This is a genomic window from Actinomyces gaoshouyii (assembly GCF_002072175.1).
Classification (GTDB): Bacteria; Actinomycetota; Actinomycetes; order Actinomycetales; family Actinomycetaceae; genus Actinomyces; species Actinomyces gaoshouyii.
The window spans coordinates 238800-255360 of sequence record NZ_MVIV01000002.1 but is presented as its reverse complement, the minus strand read 5'-3'; the positions used below and the strand labels follow the sequence as shown (position 1 = coordinate 255360).

12 protein-coding genes and 1 pseudogene are annotated in these 16561 nt (G+C 70.8%); 10 read left to right on the top strand and 3 right to left on the bottom strand.

The features are described 5' to 3' along the window. The first annotated feature begins 55 nt into the window (after positions 1–55). From B1H50_RS09685 to B1H50_RS02830, 9 genes are all read left to right on the top strand, one after another. Positions 56–226 carry a hypothetical protein gene (locus tag B1H50_RS09685; RefSeq protein ID WP_158082816.1) on the top strand — a complete coding sequence of 57 codons (171 nt, stop codon included), beginning with the start codon at positions 56–58 and terminating at the stop codon, positions 224–226. Next, positions 223–1428, top strand: coding sequence for a DUF3322 domain-containing protein (locus B1H50_RS02865; protein WP_080462268.1), 1206 nt, complete (start codon positions 223–225; stop codon positions 1426–1428). The genes B1H50_RS09685 and B1H50_RS02865 overlap by 4 nt, the downstream gene beginning before the upstream one ends. A gap of 21 nt (positions 1429–1449) precedes the next feature. Next, on the top strand, positions 1450–2040 hold the full coding sequence (locus B1H50_RS02860) for a methylated-DNA--[protein]-cysteine S-methyltransferase (RefSeq protein ID WP_080462267.1): 591 nt from the start codon (positions 1450–1452) through the stop codon (positions 2038–2040). Continuing rightward, entirely contained in the window at positions 2012–3124 is a 1113-nt protein-coding gene (locus tag B1H50_RS02855) for a Fic family protein (protein ID WP_308421816.1), read from the top strand. Before B1H50_RS02860 ends, B1H50_RS02855 begins: the two co-directional genes overlap by 29 nt. 71 nt (positions 3125–3195) lie before the next feature. Continuing rightward, positions 3196–5241 carry an alpha-amylase family protein gene (locus B1H50_RS02850; RefSeq protein ID WP_080462265.1) on the top strand — a complete coding sequence of 682 codons (2046 nt, stop codon included), beginning with the start codon at positions 3196–3198 and terminating at the stop codon, positions 5239–5241. A 594-nt stretch (positions 5242–5835) separates the two neighbouring features. Then, positions 5836–7008, top strand: coding sequence for a CAP domain-containing protein (locus B1H50_RS09885; RefSeq protein WP_158082815.1), 1173 nt, complete (start codon positions 5836–5838; stop codon positions 7006–7008). A gap of 300 nt (positions 7009–7308) precedes the next feature. Next, positions 7309–8943: a DUF262 domain-containing protein gene (locus B1H50_RS02840; RefSeq protein ID WP_080462264.1), complete on the top strand. Its 1635-nt coding sequence runs from the start codon at positions 7309–7311 to the stop codon at positions 8941–8943. Beyond that, positions 8940–10148, top strand: coding sequence for a type II toxin-antitoxin system HipA family toxin (locus tag B1H50_RS02835; RefSeq protein ID WP_080462263.1), 1209 nt, complete (start codon positions 8940–8942; stop codon positions 10146–10148). Before B1H50_RS02840 ends, B1H50_RS02835 begins: the two co-directional genes overlap by 4 nt. Positions 10149–10183: 35 nt before the next feature. Next, positions 10184–12070, top strand: a complete 1887-nt coding sequence (locus B1H50_RS02830; protein ID WP_080462262.1) for a glycoside hydrolase family 13 protein — start codon at positions 10184–10186, stop codon at positions 12068–12070. Between the two features lie 7 nt (positions 12071–12077). On the opposite strand, the gene B1H50_RS02825 is transcribed toward B1H50_RS02830, so the two are convergent. From B1H50_RS02825 to B1H50_RS02815, 3 genes and pseudogenes are all read right to left on the bottom strand, one after another. Then, positions 12078–13814 carry a carbohydrate-binding domain-containing protein gene (locus tag B1H50_RS02825; RefSeq protein ID WP_080462261.1) on the bottom strand — a complete coding sequence of 579 codons (1737 nt, stop codon included), beginning with the start codon at positions 13812–13814 and terminating at the stop codon, positions 12078–12080. Between the two features lie 281 nt (positions 13815–14095). After that, positions 14096–15052 carry a polyphosphate polymerase domain-containing protein gene (locus tag B1H50_RS02820; protein WP_080462260.1) on the bottom strand — a complete coding sequence of 319 codons (957 nt, stop codon included), beginning with the start codon at positions 15050–15052 and terminating at the stop codon, positions 14096–14098. 81 nt (positions 15053–15133) lie between these two features. Continuing rightward, positions 15134–15706: pseudogene (locus B1H50_RS02815) on the bottom strand (DUF4956 domain-containing protein); the annotation flags it as partial. A 596-nt stretch (positions 15707–16302) separates the two neighbouring features. Between B1H50_RS02815 and nrdH the strand changes: the two are divergent. Next, on the top strand, positions 16303–16548 hold the full coding sequence (gene nrdH / locus B1H50_RS02810) for a glutaredoxin-like protein NrdH (protein ID WP_080462258.1): 246 nt from the start codon (positions 16303–16305) through the stop codon (positions 16546–16548). Positions 16549–16561: the final 13 nt, after the last annotated feature.

The following is a 16561-nucleotide window of genomic DNA, read 5'->3' as shown; positions in this document are numbered from 1 at the left end:
GGCGGGTACCGTGCGGCGCGTTCGTAGCCGCCGCCCCCGCCCTGAAGGAGGTGCCATGCCCCGGTCCTCAGGCGTCGCCGCCCTGAGCGCGAGCCGCCTCCTGGCCGGTCCTGAGGCCCACGCCGGGCTGCGCCTCCTGCGCTCGGACCAGGCCGCGATCGCCGTCTGGGGCGGCCCCGAGCGGACCGGCGACCCCTTCGAGGGCCTCACTCAGGAGGCACTGTGAGGGGCCCGGCCGAGCTCGCCGCGCGCGCCGCCGTGCGCTACCAGCGCGTCTACGCCGCCTGGGCCGCCAACCCCGACCAGGCGCGCGCCGAGGTGCTGCCCCTGCCCCTCGACCCGCCCACGCAGGACCTCGCGCTCGCGAACGCCGACGGCGTCGCCGCATGGATCGACGCATGGCGCCAATGGGAGCGCTCCGCCCCCGGCACCGTCACCTGGGAGGGGCGCCGTTGGGCATCACCGGGCACCCAGCACCTGCCCGTGCGCGCCCAGCTCGTGGGAGCCGATGCCATCGCATCGGCGGCGGGCCGCGCCGGCCACTGGGGGCTGGCGAGCTCGCGGGCGGGGATGATCGCGGGCATGCTCGAGGCCCTGGGCGCGGGGCCCACTGGCCCGTCGGGGCGGGACGGCGCGGCCGAGGCGGTGGCCGCCGTCATCGGCGAGGTTGTCGAGTACGAGGACGACGACGTCGAGCGCCTCGTCGCCGCCGTGGGCTGGCTGGCCTTGCATCCGTCCTCCGGCCTCTACCTGCGCCAACTGCCGATCGCCGGCCTGGACACCGCATGGCTGGAACGGCACCGCCGCGTGGTGCTGCGCCTGCTCGGAGCGGCTCGGGGCGGGGAGCGTCTCGTGGAATCCGGGCTGGGCCTGCGCCGCCCTCCCACGACCGTGCGCGTGCGGATCCTCGACCCGGGCCTGGCTGCCGGGGGCCTGCGCGACGTCGAGGCCCCGGTGGAGGAGATCAGCCGCATGTGGGCCGATCGGGCGGGGTTCATCGACGTCGTCGCCGTGGATAACCTGGCTACGTTCCTCGCCCTGGAGGAGCGGCCGCGAACCGTGGCCGTCTGGGGCGCGGGCAGCAAGATCGTCCAGACGCTCCCCCGGCTCTCCTGGGCGCGCCGCGCGCGCCGCGTCGTCTACTGGGGGGATCTCGATGGCGACGGCATGAGGATCCTGGCCTGCCTCAGCCGGCGCCTCCCGGGGATCGTGCCGGTGCTCATGGACGCCCCCACCCTGGAGCGCTGGCGCTCCCTGGCGGTGGCCGACCCCGGCGAGCGGGCGAGCCGCGACGGCCTGCGCTCCGAGGGTCTCGGCTACGAGCAGATGCGCGCCTGGCGGATGATCATCGACTGTGGCCTGCGCCTGGAGCAGGAGCGCTTGCCCTGGGATGAGGCGACGTCCGCCCTGTCCCTCGCACTGGCATGAGTGGTGCAGGAGGATAGGGGCATGACGCGACCTCAGCGGGACCTGGACGATGACGGGCTGACGGCCTCCGTCGCCACGGTGCCCACCGCGGATGGCCCCTTCACGATCATCGCGGGCAGCGCCGTGCTGGCCTCGGGGTGGACCGAGGATCCCGCCGGGCTCCTCGCGCTCATCCATCCCGGCCTGCGCCCCGGGCGCCTGGAGGAGGCGTCGTCGGGATCCGTTCCCGGGGCCCTGGCCCAGGCGCTCTTTGCCCTGGAGGCCTATTACGACGGCGAGCTGGGCGCCCCCGCCCAGGTTCCGGTCCTCCAGCGCTCGGGTCCCTTCCGCGAGCGGGCCTGGGAGGTGCTGCGCGGCATCGGCCCGGGGCGCCTGGTGAGCTACGCTGAGTACGCCGCTCTGTGCGGCAGCCCCCGGGCGGTGCGGGCCGCAGCCGGCGCCTGCGCCTTCAACGCCGCCGCGCTCTTCGTCCCCTGCCACCGGGTGGCTCGCGCCGACGGCTCCCTGGGCGGCTTCCGCTATGGGCCGGCGACCAAGGAGAGCCTGCTCGCCCGCGAGGGCCGCCGGACCCGCGCCCCTGACCATGACCGATGGCGCGCCGCTCACCTATAACCTGCCCGATCCACTCCTGCGGCTCATCGACGACGTCTCCAGCCGGGCCCGGGGGCGCGTCGAGCTCTCCGAGCCGATCGCCAATACGGCCACACGGAATCGCTACCTCGTGCGCTCCCTCATCGAGGAGGCCATCACCTCCTCCCAGCTCGAGGGCGCCTCCACGTCCCGGGTCCGCGCCAAGCAGATGCTGCGCGAGGATCGCTCCCCGCGCGACCGCTCCGAGCGCATGATCCTCAACAACTACCGGGCCATGCAACGGATCGTGGAGATCAAGGATGAGCCTCTGTCGCCGGCGCTCATCACCCAGATCCACCGCATGGTCACAGACGGCACGCTCGACGATCCCGACGACGCCGGGCGCCTCCAGCGCCCCGGGGAGCAGCGGGTGCGCATCTACGGCGTCTCCGACGATGAGCAGGTGCTCCACATCCCACCGGCCGCCGAGGACCTGCCTGAGCGGATGGAGCGGCTGTGCGCCTTCGCCAACGCTGCGGATGACACTTCGGAGGGAGCCCCTTACATGCCCTCGCTGATCCGCGCCATCACGCTGCACTTCATGATGGGCTACGACCACTGCTTCGCCGACGGCAATGGGCGCACGGCCCGTGCGGTCTTCTACTGGGCGATGCTCCACCAGGGCTTCTTCCTCACTGACTTCCTTCCCATCTCGCGCCCGCTGCGCCGCGCGCCGGCGCGGTACGCCCGGAGTCTCCTGCTCACCGAGAATGACGAGGGCGACCTCACCCACTTCCTCCTCGCGCAAGCCCGCGTGGTCGCCCGGGCGATCGACGATCTTGACGTCTACCTGGAGCGCAAGGCCGGCCAGTTGCGCCAGGCCTCGCGGGCCCTGCGGGGAGCTGGGCTCAATCACCGGCAGATCGCCGTCATCGACTCCTTCCTGCGCGACTCCACTGGAAGCGTCTCGGTGGAGGCCCATCGGACCACCCACGGCGCCATCCCGCAGACGGCTCGCACCGATCTGCGGGACCTTCAGGCCCGGGGGCTGCTGATCTCCGCTAGGCAGGGGCGCCGCATGGTGTGGTTCCCCGTCGATGACCTCGCCCGGCGCGTGCGCACCTGAGCCCTGCGGTCGGCCGAGGCCGAATCGCGGTTCGGCTGTCACGAGGGCCCGGAGTGGGGGATCATGATCACATGAGCTCCCAGCGCCGCGCCCCCGAGACACAGCCCGTTCCCACCCCGCCCGTCGGCATCCCCGACGAGGTGTCCCGGGCCATCGCCACCCCCCTGGTAGGGCTCAGCCCTACGGAGCAGGAGATCTTCACGACCCGCCTGGAGCGCTGGTACCCCGATGTCATCGACGGCCTGGTCACCCTCTACGGCGAGCCCGCGGCGACCCGGGCGGCCACGATCCTGCTGACCGAGGCGGCGGCCGCCTACGCCCAACGGAGCCCCGAGCTGCGCCACCTGGACCTTCAGCGCATGCTCAACCCCTCCTGGATCCAGGACCCTTCGCGCATCGGCTACGCCTGCTACACCGAGCGCTTCGCCGGGAACCTGCGCGGCGTCGAGGACCGCATCCCCTACCTGCGCGAGCTCGGCGTCAACTACCTCCACCTCATGCCGCTGCTCACCCCCCGCCCCGGGGACTCCGACGGCGGCTACGCCGTCGCCGACTACCGCTCCGTCCGCCCGGACCTGGGCACCATGGACGACCTCGAGCACCTGGCGGGCTCCCTGCGCGGGGAGGGCATGAGCCTCGTCGTTGACCTCGTCCTCAACCACGTGGCGGCCGAGCACGAGTGGGCCCGGCGCGCCCGGGCGGGGGAGAAGCGCTACCAGGATTACTTCTTCCTCTTCCCCGACCGAGTCGAGCCCGACGAGTACGAGCGCGATCTGCCGGAGGTGTTCCCGGACTTCGCCCCCGGCAACTTCACCTGGAACGAGGAACTCGACTCCTGGGTGTGGACCACCTTCAACTCCTTCCAGTGGGACCTCAACTGGCGCAACGCCAACGTCATGGAGGAATTCGTCTCCATCATCCTGGAACTGGCCAACCGCGGCGTCGAGGTGCTGCGCCTGGACGCCATCGCCTTCACCATCAAGCGCAAGGGCACCGACTGCCAGGGCCAGCCCGAGGTCCACGCCATCACCCAGGTGCTGCGCGCCATCACCCGGGTCGCCTGCCCCGCCATCATCCTCAAGGCCGAGGCGATCGTCGCCCCCACGGAGCTCGTTCAGTACCTCGGTCAGGGCCGGTACACGAACAAGGTCTCCGATCTCGCCTACCACAACTCCCTCATGGTGCAGGTTTGGTCCATGCTCGCGGCGCGCAACGCGGTGCTCGGCGCCCATGCCCTGCGCCACCTCCCCGCCGAGTCCCCCAGCTCCACCTGGATCACCTACCTGCGCTGCCACGATGACATCGGCTGGGCGATCGACGACGGCGACGCCGATGCCGTGGGCCTGTCCGGCTACTGGCACCGAGCCTTCCTGTCCGACTGGTACGCGGGCCTCTACCCGCTCTCCGACGCGCGGGGCCTGGTCTTCCAGCACAACCCGGCCACCGGTGACCGCCGCATCTCGGGCACCGCCGCCTCGCTCATCGGCCTGGAGGCCGTGGCCGAGGCCTGGGAGGGGATCAACGACCTCACCCCCGAGCACGAGGTCGACTCCCTGCGGCGGTGGCGCGAGGAGCGCATCAACGCCCTGCGCATGGCCAACGCGATCCTCTACGGATGGGGCGGCGTCCCCGTCATCTGGTCCGGCGACGAGCTGGCCCAGTTCAACGACCCCAACTGGGACACTGAGCCCGGCCACGAGACCGATTCCCGCTGGGCGGGCCGCCCCCGCCTCGATGAGCGCCTCATGGCCGGCCGCTGGGACCGCTCAACCATCGAGGGCCGCGTCTTCACCGACCTCGCCCACATGGGACGGGTTCGCGCCTCCCTGCCCGTGCTCAGCGCTGATGTGCGCACGCAGGTGGCCCCCCTGGATGACGACGGCGTGCTCGTCACCTTCCGCGACCACCCGCTGGGCAGCTTTGTGGGCGTGTACAACGTGACTCCGGATTGGAGGAGGATCCCCGCCTGGCGGCTGGCGGAGCACGGTGTGCTCGGCGCCGTCGACGCTCTGACGGACACGATCCCGGCGGGTACGGCGACTCTCGAGGGCGACGGCGACGGCATGGTCCCCGTGCCGCCCTACGCCGCCTGGTGGCTCGTGCGCGCCACCGACTGAGCGCCCGCCCGAGCCGCGCGGCGCCCCGGGCGGGCACTGCGCGGCTCTCCCGTCGCTCTCCGGTCTCGTGGCCGTTGCGGAAGAATCACGATGGCGCCCGGTGCCGGGCCCTGTGAAAGGGCGAGTCGCCGGGCGCCATCGTGATTCTTCCGGTCTCACCGCGGTCACGGGGCGCGGTCGGGGATATCCCCGCGGCGCGCTCGCGTTCCCGCAGTGGCCCCGGTGCCGGACCAGGTCATCGGCGAACCGTGACGAATACGAGTCCGCCCCGCGATGAATGGGCGTGACAGGAATGTCGTCGGGCGCCGTCGATGATTCGTTATCCCGACCGGCGCCATCACGGGGAAATCTCGATGTTCAGGCTGCCGGGGCGCTGCTAGCATCGTCCTCGCCCGATCGCCTGGAGTTCAGGACTCCGGTTCCCTGCGACCGCTCCTCCCATCCTCTCCCTGCCCCTGCCCCTGCCCCTGCCCCTGCCATCCCTTCCCGAGAGATCCCATGTCTTCCTCCTTGAAAGAATCCCAGCACGTCGCGTCTCGTGGATCGCGACTGGTAACCGCGCTCGCCTCCGCAATTCTCCTGGGATTGGCGGTGGTGCCGGGTGCGACGGCCTCGATCATGCCCGTGGATGGCTCGCGCGGCGGCTCGTTGCCATGCGTCCAGAACTGCGGGGATCCACTGGGCTTCGCCGACACCCCGGGGACGGTCGGAGCTCTGTCCGCCCCCGTCGTGTCGGATCCCAGCCAGACCAATCCCAAGGATCATCGAGCCACCACGGTGATCTCGGGGGAGGGATCCGCCGCCAAGAAGGTCACGGTCTCGTCTTCCGTCAACGATGTCCCCGAGGGAACGGTCGCCGAGGATGACGCGCTGGGGTGGTCGCTCTCCGCCATAGCCGTCTACGAGCAGCAGATCCTCGACCGCGTCAACCAGCTCCGTGTCGAGCAGGGGCTGAACCCGGTCAAGCGCGCGGTCAAGCTCGACACCGTCGCGCGTGACTGGAGCGCCCATATGGCCTCCTACGGCGTGGGATCGAATAATCTGCCCAAGGGATTCCAGCACCACATCACCGAGAAGGGTGCCCCGGAGAACTTCTGGGATCTGTATCCTTCCGGCTGGGGCGGTGGATCCGAGAATATCGCCTGGCAGTACTATTACGGCCACAAGAATGGCAACCAGGGGTACTCGCTATTCAATCAGTGGCTGCATTCCCCGGGCCATCTGGGAGCCATGCTCGACCCGTCCTTCACCCATATCGGCATTGCCGTCCACTATGACAGTGCCACTCGCTCCTGGTACGCCACCCAGAATTTCGCGCTCTATCGCAACCCTGCGAACGTCGGCGCTCTGACGCCGGCCGCCGGCTCGCAGGTGGGGGCGTCGAGCAACTCCTTCTCCGGCTCCAGGCCGGCAGCCGTCGCAGCCCCGGGGCGCCCCGTGCCCGCCGCCTCCCAGGCGACTGGCTGGGTCCGCTCGGGCTCGATCTGGCACTACATCGACCCGTCCACGAGCACCAAGGTCACCGGCTGGCACTTCATCGGCGGTCACTGGTACTACCTCAAGGCCAGTGGTGCCATGGCCACGGGCTGGGTGGCCGACGGCGGGAGCTGGTACTTCATGGATGCGTCGGGCGCGATGCGCACCGGTTGGATCGCCACGGGCGGTCACTGGTACTACCTCAAGGCCAGTGGTGCCATGGCCACCGGCTGGATCGCCGACGGCGGCAAGTGGTACTTCCTCGACGCCTCGGGCGCCTGGGTGTGCTGAGCCGCACTGACGCCGCACCGACGCGCCCCGCGCCCGCTGTCCCGAGAGGCGGCGGGCACCCGTGGCTTCGGTGGGGGGGGGCGTTGCTCGACCTGGACATGGTCATCGTCAGTGGGAACGGGGTGATCGTCATGGGCAGCGCTCCCCTGCCCGGCCCGCTCCATTGCGACTTCGTGCTTTTGGTGACGAGCCTGTCCCCCGCCCGCCGAACTCGTCACCACACCTAGGAACTCGACGCGCTCAGTCGGGGCGTGGCCCATCGCCCGAAATCGTGTCGGTGCGGCCTGGCATGATGGGCGCATGGACGAGTCCCAGGCGATCTCCCGGGCGGAGAGTTACACCATCGGTGAGTTGCACGCCCTTGTGTGCGCGGGGCGCATCCGCGTGCCCGAGTTCCAGCGCTCCTTCCGGTGGGAGACCAAGGACGTCCTCGACTTATTCGACTCGCTCCTGCGAGGCTTCCCCGTGGGCAGCCTCCTGCTGTGGAAGCGGCCGGCCGAGGCCGCTCGCCTGCGGATCGGCGCGCTCGACGTCGAAGCCTCGGAGGTGCCCGATGCCCTGTGGGTGGTCGACGGCCAGCAGCGCATCACGAGTCTCGTCAACGCGGTGGACCCGGACGGCGGTCGTGATCGACGCTTCGCCCTGGGGTATTCCCTCAAGACCGGGAAGGTGGTGCGGCGGCGCGATCCGGAGGAGGACTCCGTGGTCCCCCTTCCCGACCTGTTCGACCTCGGCCGGGCACTCGCCTGGCTGGGGGATCATCCTGAGGCGGCAGAGGCGGCCGACCGCCTCCAGAAGGCGGTCACCCGGCTGACTAGCGCGAAGATCGCGGCGACCATCATGGATGACGCTGATGAGAGCATCTTGAGGGAGGTCTTCGACCGCATCAACAATCGCGGCAAGCCGCTCAGCGACGCCGAGGTATTCGACGCGCTTCACGGAGGACCGGGCAAGGGGCTGACCATTGAAGGCATACGGGCCTCTGTCGCCTCCCGAACGAGTTTCGGTCTGCTTCCCGGCGCCGCAGTCGTCCAGGCGCTCCTCGTGCGTCGGCACACGGATATCACCCGGGATCTTCACGGTGAGTTCTCCGACTCCCGACGCCGGGTGAGCGACTTCCCAGACGAGAGCGAGGAGGAGGCGTACCGGGGCACGGAGGCGGCGCTGCTCGCCGCTGTCCGCTTCCTCCAGGAGGAAGGCGTTCCGCACTGGACCTTCCTGCCCTTCCGATTCCAACTGCTGGTCCTCACCCGCTTCTTCGCGCTCTTCCCCAGCCCGCATGATCGCAACCTCGATCTGCTCGGCCGTTGGCTGTGGCGCACGAGCGTGGGCGCCGACGAGCTCGGGATCAGCGGATCGCAGACCGATCTGCGGAGCATGGCCGCCTGCCTCGTGGTGGATCAGGAGTCGGACTCTATCCAGCGCCTTCTCGCCGCGGCCCGCCTGGAGCACGAGGCGCCATTGCCGGACTTGAGCGTGTTCCGGGCCAATCGCTCCGACTCCAAGGTCATCGCCAGTGCGCTGTGGAGCCTTGAGCCCACCGATCTGCGCACAGGCGAGCCCCTGACGGTTGAGGCCCTCGCGGATATGCTGGTGTCCAGCAGTACGCCGAGCCCCGCCCTTACGGAGCTTGTGCCGGCCGATACTCTTGCCGGGGGCGTTCCAGTGGCGGCGAACCGGATGATCTCAGGGCTGGATCGACGGGAAGTCATGGAGTTCCTGGGCGGCGACGTCAAGCGCTTGGACTCCCTCCTCCTGACCGAGGGAATCGTCGCATGCCTGCAGAACAACGACGGTGCTGAGGCGATCCGGCTTCGGGGCGACCTTCTTGCCGAGCGTCTGCATCGCTTCGTGGCTGTGCGAACCGCCTGGGACCAGGAGGACACCCCGCCATTGGAGGACTACATCGTCGACGACGCCGAGGTCGGCGCATGAACGAGGCTGTCTACGCGGTCCTCCTCCATGGCAAGCAGGTGGGCTCACTCCAGCGCCGGGGGGATTTCACGAAGTTCGTCTTCGACGCCGACTACTGGGACCGCCCCCACCGGATGGTCCTGGGGCGCTGGTTCGAGGACCACCCGCGCAAGCAGCAGCTCGCCACGAACAGCGTCCCCGCCTGGTTCTCCAACCTCCTGCCCGAGGGGAGGCTGCGCGACCTCATCGCTCGGGAGCAGGCGGTGTCCGGGTACCGCGAGATGGACCTGCTCGAGCGGATCGGCCGCGACCTGCCGGGAGCGGTGTCCGTCGTGCTGGACCCCGCCCAGCCAGTCGACACCTCCTTCGATGACGCGGTCTCCACCTCAGGGCGGGAACCTGTGCCGGTCGCGGGCCCGCGCCGGGCCTCGCTTGCGGGGATGGCGCTCAAGTTCTCCGTGCGCCGAGAGGGGGACCGCCTCGCCGTCCCCGTCCATGGCGAGGACGGCGACTGGATCCTCAAGACTCCGGACCAGTCCTTCCCGGGTCTGCCCGCCAATGAGCGCGCCGTCATGAGCCTGGCCCGTCAGGTGGGGATCGACGTGCCCGAGGTGGACCTGTGGCACCGGGACGACGTCGATGACCTCGGCCCCGGCGCCTGGCCTTCGCAGGAGCCGCAGGCCTACGCGGTGCGCCGCTTCGACCGCTCGCCCGCGGGACGCATTCACATCGAGGACTTCGCGCAGGTCCTCGGACGCCACGGGGCGGGGAGAGCCAAGTACCTGTCCAATGTCGAGACGGTCCTCGGCCTGGCTTATCGTGGCCAGGACTACGACTCGCTCCAGGAGGCGGTGCGCAGGACCGTCTTCAACCTGCTCGTCGGCAACGGCGACGCCCACCTGAAGAACTGGTCCCTCATCTACCCCGACGGCCGTCGCGCCCAACTCTCACCCGCCTATGACCTCGTGTGCACAGGGGCCTATGAGGGGCATGCCGAGCTCGGGCTGCCCTTCCTCAAAGCGACGCGGCTGGCCGACGTCGGGCGTGAGCACTTCGCCCGGCTGCAGAAGGAACTCCGCGTCGGGGACGAGGACGTGCTCGACGTCGTCGATGAGACCGTTGAGCGCTTCCGCGAGGCCTGGGCCGCCGGCCCCGACATGCCCGACGCCGTGACCGCCTGGATCGCCGAGCACCTGAACCCCACCTCGCGGCGGCTCTCAGCGTGAGATCGGCGGCGCCGGGCTCGTGACATCATCGCCCCGTGAACACCCCCGCCGCCCTCGCCGACGCCTCGCCCGCATCGGCCCCTGACCCCGACTGGTGGCGCGACGCCGTCGTCTACCAGATCTACCCCCGCTCCTTCGCCGATGCCGACGGCAATGGCATCGGGGACCTGGCCGGTATCACTGACCGCGCCCCCTACCTCGCCTCCCTCGGAATCGACGCCGTCTGGCTGTCCCCCTTCTATCCCTCGGCGCTGGCCGACGGCGGCTACGACGTCGACGACTACCGCGACGTCGCCCCCGAGATCGGCACTCTGGCGGACTTCGACCGCATGGTCGCCACCCTCGCCGCCCACGGCATCCGCGTCATGGTGGACATCGTCCCCAACCACACCTCCAACCGCCACCCCTGGTTCCGCGCGGCTCTCGCCGGCGGTCCCGACGCCCCCGAGCGCGCCCTCTACCACGTGCGCCCCGGGACCGGCGAGGGAGGCACCGAACCCCCCAACGACTGGATGTCCATGTTCGGCGGCCCCGCCTGGGAGCGCATCGAGGACACCGGTCCGGATGGCCGTCCCCTCACCGGCCCCGGTACGGCCCGCCCCTACCAGTGGTACCTCCACATATTCGCCCCCGAGCAGCCCGACCTCAATTGGGACCACCCCCGGGTGCGCGCCGACTTCCTGGCCACCCTGCGCTTCTGGGCCGACCGCGGCGTCGCCGGCTTCCGCGTCGACGTCGCGCCCGGCCTGGCCAAGGACCTGACCGAGCCCTTCCGCCCCTTCGAGCGCATCCCCTGGTGGCCCCTCCCGGCCGACGGCTCCCACCCCCTGTTCGACCGCGACGCCGTCCACGCCATCTACCGCGACTGGCGCGCCCTCCTCGATTCCTACGATCCGCCTCGCTTCGCCGTCGCCGAGGCAGGGGTCTGGCCCTCGCGCCGCGCCGCTTACGCCGCCAGCCTCGGCCAGGCCTTCAACTTTCAGCTCCAGGACGCTGACTTCACCGCCGCCTCCTTCCGCTGGGCCATCGAGGCGGGCCTGGCGGACCTGGCCACCACCGGCTCCACCACCTGGGTGCTCGGCTGCCACGACACCCCGCGCGTCGCCACCCGCCTCGGCTTCGACCTCACCGCCGACGACGCCCCCGAGGACTGCGATCCCGACTACCTCGGCGGGATCGGCCAGCGCATCGCCCGCCGCTGGCTCATGAACGACGGCGCCGCCCCCTTCTGCGATGCCGCCCTCGGCCGCCGCCGCGCTCGCGCCGCCGCGATGGTCGAGATGGCCCTGCCCGGCTCCATGTACATCTACCAGGGCGACGAGCTCGGCCTGCCGGAGGTCCCCGACATCCCCGAGGACCGCCTCGCCGACCCCATCGCCTACCGCATGCGGGACAAGGAGAAGGGCCGCGACGGCTGCCGCGTCCCCCTGCCATGGACCGCAGGGGGCGGCTCCCACGGCTTCGGCCCCGACGGTGCCGCCGAGCCCCACCTGCCCCAGCCCGCCGGGTGGGGCGCCTTCGCGATCGAGACCCAGGAGGCCCAGGAGACCCGGAGGATCCGGGAGGCCGATGGGGAGGGGAGAGCAGGCGCAGCATCCTCCGCCATGCCCGGGCCTGCTACGGCACCCTCCTCCATGCTCTCCCTCTACCGCGCCGGCCTCGCCCTGCGGCGCAGCGCGTGGGCGGAAGCAGGCCGTGAAGCGCGCTGGCTGGAGACGGGCGGCAGCGCCCTCGCCTTCGCCCGGGGCGACCTTCAATGCTGGATCGCCTTCGAGGGCTCCGTCGCCCTGCCCGCCGGCGACGTCCTCCTGGCCTCCGCGCCCCTGGAGGTCCCCGTCGCCCCCGCGGCTCCTGAGGCGCGCGCCGGCGGGCAGGTCATCCTGCCCGCCGACGCCGCCGCCTGGATCCGAGTTCCCTCCTGAGAAGGGCTCAGCTCCCGCTGCCAGGTGCCGCCGGGGCGTTCCCCGGGGCCCGGCCGCCGCCCGGGCCCCCAGGGCCGCCACCGGTCGTCAGGGCGGTGGCGGTCACTGAGGCCGAGCCCCCGGACGTGGTCGACACCGTGTACGTGGTGCCCTCGCTCAGCCCGAGGACAGTGACACTCGGGGCACTGAAGGCGGCCCTCATCGTCGTCGTCCCGGAGGAGTCCGTGAGCGTCACCGCGTCACCCGTGGCGATCGCCGTGGCCGCGCTCGCCCCGACAAGGGTGGTCTCCCCATTGGCGTCCACGGCGCCATCCATGGAACCGACGCTGCCCGAGACCAGGACAGTTCCGCCGGTCACATGCGCCGAGCCGTTGGAGTCCAGTCCATCGGAGCCCGCGTTGCCCACCTGCACCTCGCCGCCGCTGATGGTCAGCACGGAGCCGTCGTCCGACTCGGAGTCCACCTCCCCGTAACCGCCGATCGTGTGATCGCCGCTCGAGGCGTTGATGCCGTCGTCGCCCGAGGTGATGCGCAGGGCGCCGCCGTTGATGTTCACGAAGGCCGCCTGCGCGCCCTCATCCGCGGCGTCGATCGTGACCGCGCCGGAGTCCTGGGTGAAGGAGACCCCCGCGTTGATGCCTTTGGGGCTCGGGGTGGTGGCCTCGGAGCTGGAGGATCGCTGCCGGCCCGGGTCGCCCTTCCCCTCATCGACGGCGTTGGCCTGGCCCCCGCCCGCGGTGATCTGCAGGGTCGTGCTCTCGACCGTGACATCGGTGGCCGCGGCCACGCCGTCGTCCGCGGAGGTCACGGTGATCGTGGCGGCGCCGAGTCGCACGAAGCCCTTGGTGATGTCGTTGTCCTCGTTGGACTTCAGGCCGTCCCCTCCGGCGCTGACCGTGATGGTTCCGGAGTTGATCACCAGGTAGTCCTTGCCGCGGATGGCGTCGTCGGCGGCGGTGACGTTGATCGTGGGGGCGCCGGTGACGATGAGCCCGTTCTTCGAGGCGATACCGTCCTGATAGCCGCCGTTGACCGTGAGGCCGCCGGTGCCGGTGATGGTCAGGGTGTCGGAGGAGAACAGGGCCGCGTCGGCGGCGCCGTCCGAGGCATCGGCACGGGCTGCGCCGTCGGACAGGCTGTTCGTGGTGCCCGAGGCCAGGGTGATGACGGCGGTTCCCGCGTCCTGGATATCGATCGCCGCCCCGTCGGCGTTGGTGATCGTGGCGCCGGCCAGGACGAGGCGCACATCCGCGTCCGGAGCGGCCACGATGATCTCGCCGTCGGTGAGCTCACCGGAGACCACGTAGGTGCCCGCCGCGCTGATCGTCACCGTGGAGCCGTCGACGCTCGCTCCGGCCGACCCCGAGGCCCCGGAGCCGGACACGCTCGCGCTGGTACCGGACAGGGTGATGGCGGTCGCGGACGAGGCGTCGTAGCCGCCTGCGTCCTCCGCCGCGGTCGAGTCGGCGGCCACCTCGGCATTGGCGCTGTTGATCATCGCGGCGGTCGCGCCGGTGGAGGCCGAGGCCGTCTCCGCGGGGATCTCGGTCCAGGCGGTGGTTGACGAGTCGGCTCCGACGGCCGCCCCGGAGCTGTGAGAGCTCGTGGAACCGCTGGATCCGGAGGCCCCGGTGATGGAGGCGGCACTCGTCCCGCAAGCGGCGACGAGTGCCGCGCAGGCCAGGGCCGCCACGCCTCCTCCCGCTCGGCGGATGGCGCGTCTGGTGGTCAGGGGTGTGTTCATCATGAGCTCCTCTGGGGGACCCGTTGGGGTGGGTCCTGGTCGGTGACACCACCGATGCTTCCCGGACGGCTTATGCGGCCGCTGTGAATGGCGGATGACGCGGCTGCGAAAATGCGGGGGGCGGTCGCAGGCCGATCACGGCATCGGCGGCCATATCCGGCGCGAGCATCGAGGAGAAGAACGGGTGCGCCCAGATCCCGGAGCGATGGGGCGGTCACTCGCCGGGGATCTGGGCGTCTTGTTGCGGTGGGTGGGGGTTGCTCCTTCGCGGCTGCGAGGACTCAGTCGTGCGCCTGCGCTTCGGGGGGCCTCGCAGCGCCGGCCAGATCGTTCGTGATGACCCGGTGCCACTTATTTGCGGGAAGGTCGCGTTCGAGGAGGGCCAGGCCGGTGGCGTACTTCGAGATCTTGGCCGGCCGGTGCCCCAGGCTCCAGAGGAAGCGGTCGGCGGGCGACGGTGTCCCGGGGCTCTTCGTCTCGATGATCGCCTGCGGTCCTGCGGGTCGGCCGGCTCCCCGGGTCGCGCCTGTGGCCGAGTGCCGGGAGGCCCGCATGGGCATCCAGACCAGGCGCGTGTCGATGGTGGCCCGCGCCTCCGCCTGCGGCAGGTGGAGGGTGGTGCGCTCGTAGGTGGTGCCCATGACCGGCGTGAGTGCGGCGGCGATCCGCTCAGCCCCGTCCCGTGCGCGGCACACGCCCGAGCCGAACAGGAGAGCGGCGATGAATGCCCGCCCCTCCGGGGTGAGGCGGTCGGCGTCGTCGAGGGCCCACGGGATGCGTTCCTTGATGGTGGCGCCGCGGGGCCCCCGGGTCTTGACCTCGAGGAAGCACAGGTCGGAGTCGAGGTATGAGCGGGTGCGCACCTTGAAGCGCCTCCTGCGCTTGCGGGCCGCGAGGTGATAGGCGGCGAGGTCGGGGGTGTCGAAATAGGTCGAGGCGTAGGCGAAGGAGCGCTGCCCCTTGATCTCCAGGGCTCGGGACCTGCCCGCGATCCCTGAGGCGAGCGCGTCCAGGAGGCCCTGCGCCGCCTCGATGGGCACGAGGTACTTGCGGTCCATGCGGGTCAGCAGCCCCGCGGTGGCGTTGAGCTCGTCGAGGCTGATCGCGTCGAGGGCCCGCGTGCTCAGGGCCGGACGCGTGGCCGCTGCGGTGAGGTGGCCGGTGAGCGTGCGCGCCACCGGGGGCAGGGGGGTGGTGCTCGGGGAGAGGCTGGTGTCTGTTGTGGTTGCGGCGGTCATGATCCCCTCCTCTCAGGGGCGTCGTGGTGGGGCGCGGCGTGCTCAGCGCAGCGCGGTGAGGGGCTCGTAGCGCGGCTGGATGGCCGGGACGGCGGGGGCGGGCGCGCTGGGGAGGGTGTAGCGGACATCCACGAGCGTGGTGTCATCGACGAGGTCGAGGCTTTGCACGGTGAGGCTGCGGACGGTGCCGCCCAGGAGGGCCTCCAGGCGGGCCCTGAGCTCGGCCTCGTTGGGGATGGCGCGGTCCACCGTGACGATCTGGTGGCGGTTGCGCCCCAGGAGCGAGGGGTGGTCGCCGATCCACAGGGAGACGACGACGAGCGCCATGAGGGCGGCGACCATTGCCAGTGGGGCGGTCTGGATCCCGCCGAGGAGGCCGAGAGCCAGCGCTGCGAAGAAGTAGGCGACCTCGTGCTGCTCCAGCTCGGTGGAGCGCAGGCGGATGATGGACAGAACACCGAAGAGGCCCAGCCCCAGGCCGGCGGCCACAGACGCCGTCGAGAGCAGGAGGGTGACCGCCAGAACGCCGATGTTGACGCCGATGTACGCGGCCACGAGGTCCTTGCGGTGGTGCCGGCGGGAGTAGAGGGCGCCCACGAGGATGCCGAGCGCGGTGATGTCGGCAGCCATGTAGGCGAGGGAGAGGGTGGTCATGGGGATCACTCCTGAGTGTCGTAACTGGCTGGTGATGACTAGTGAAATGCCTGATCCCATGGAGAGCCTGTGAGAACGGTGAGAGTGGCGCATGGAATTCATCCCATGGGCCGGGTCCGGAATGAGCCCGGCCCGAGCCATGGGATGCGGGAGGGGCGACACGCCGACGCCGCACTGCGATGCAGATGACTTTTCGATCTCGATCCCCAGGGTGGGGAGGCGCCGCGCGCGCGGCGCCTCCCGCGGCTGTGGCTAACGCCCCCGGATTCGTGTCAGACCCCCGCGGCAGCATGGTGGCGCGGGTTCGAAGGGGCCGGGCCCCATCGTCGCCGGGATCGTCGGGCAGCGTCGTCCACCTGCTGTCCACAGGCCGAGGCCCGCTGTCCACAGGGAGGAGGAGTGCTATGCACAGCAGCGTGGTGGACACATCATCTTGGGGTGGTGGACCATCCTCACCCCCAGGGGTAGTGTTCAGGACTGCGAGGGACTCGCGCCCTCCCAAGAATGACAACCGTGTGGTTACGCCCGTGGAACCTCCTCATCGCAGCGAGGCCGGGGCGGCCGCAGGGGGCTCCGATCAAGAGGAAGGCCCGGCCATGCCGATCACCGTCTACAGCAAGCCCAACTGCTTCCAGTGCACCGCGACCTACCGCGCCCTGGACAAGGCCGGCCTGTCCTACAGCACGGTGGACATCTCCGTCGATGTCGAGGCCCTCGAGCAGGTCAAGTCCCTCGGCTACGCCCAGGCCCCCGTCGTCATCGCCGGTGGGGACCACTGGTCCGGCTTCCGCCCGGACAAGATCAAGGGCCTCGTCGCGGCTGCTGAGGCCGTCGCGATCTGAGGCGGCGGCGAGT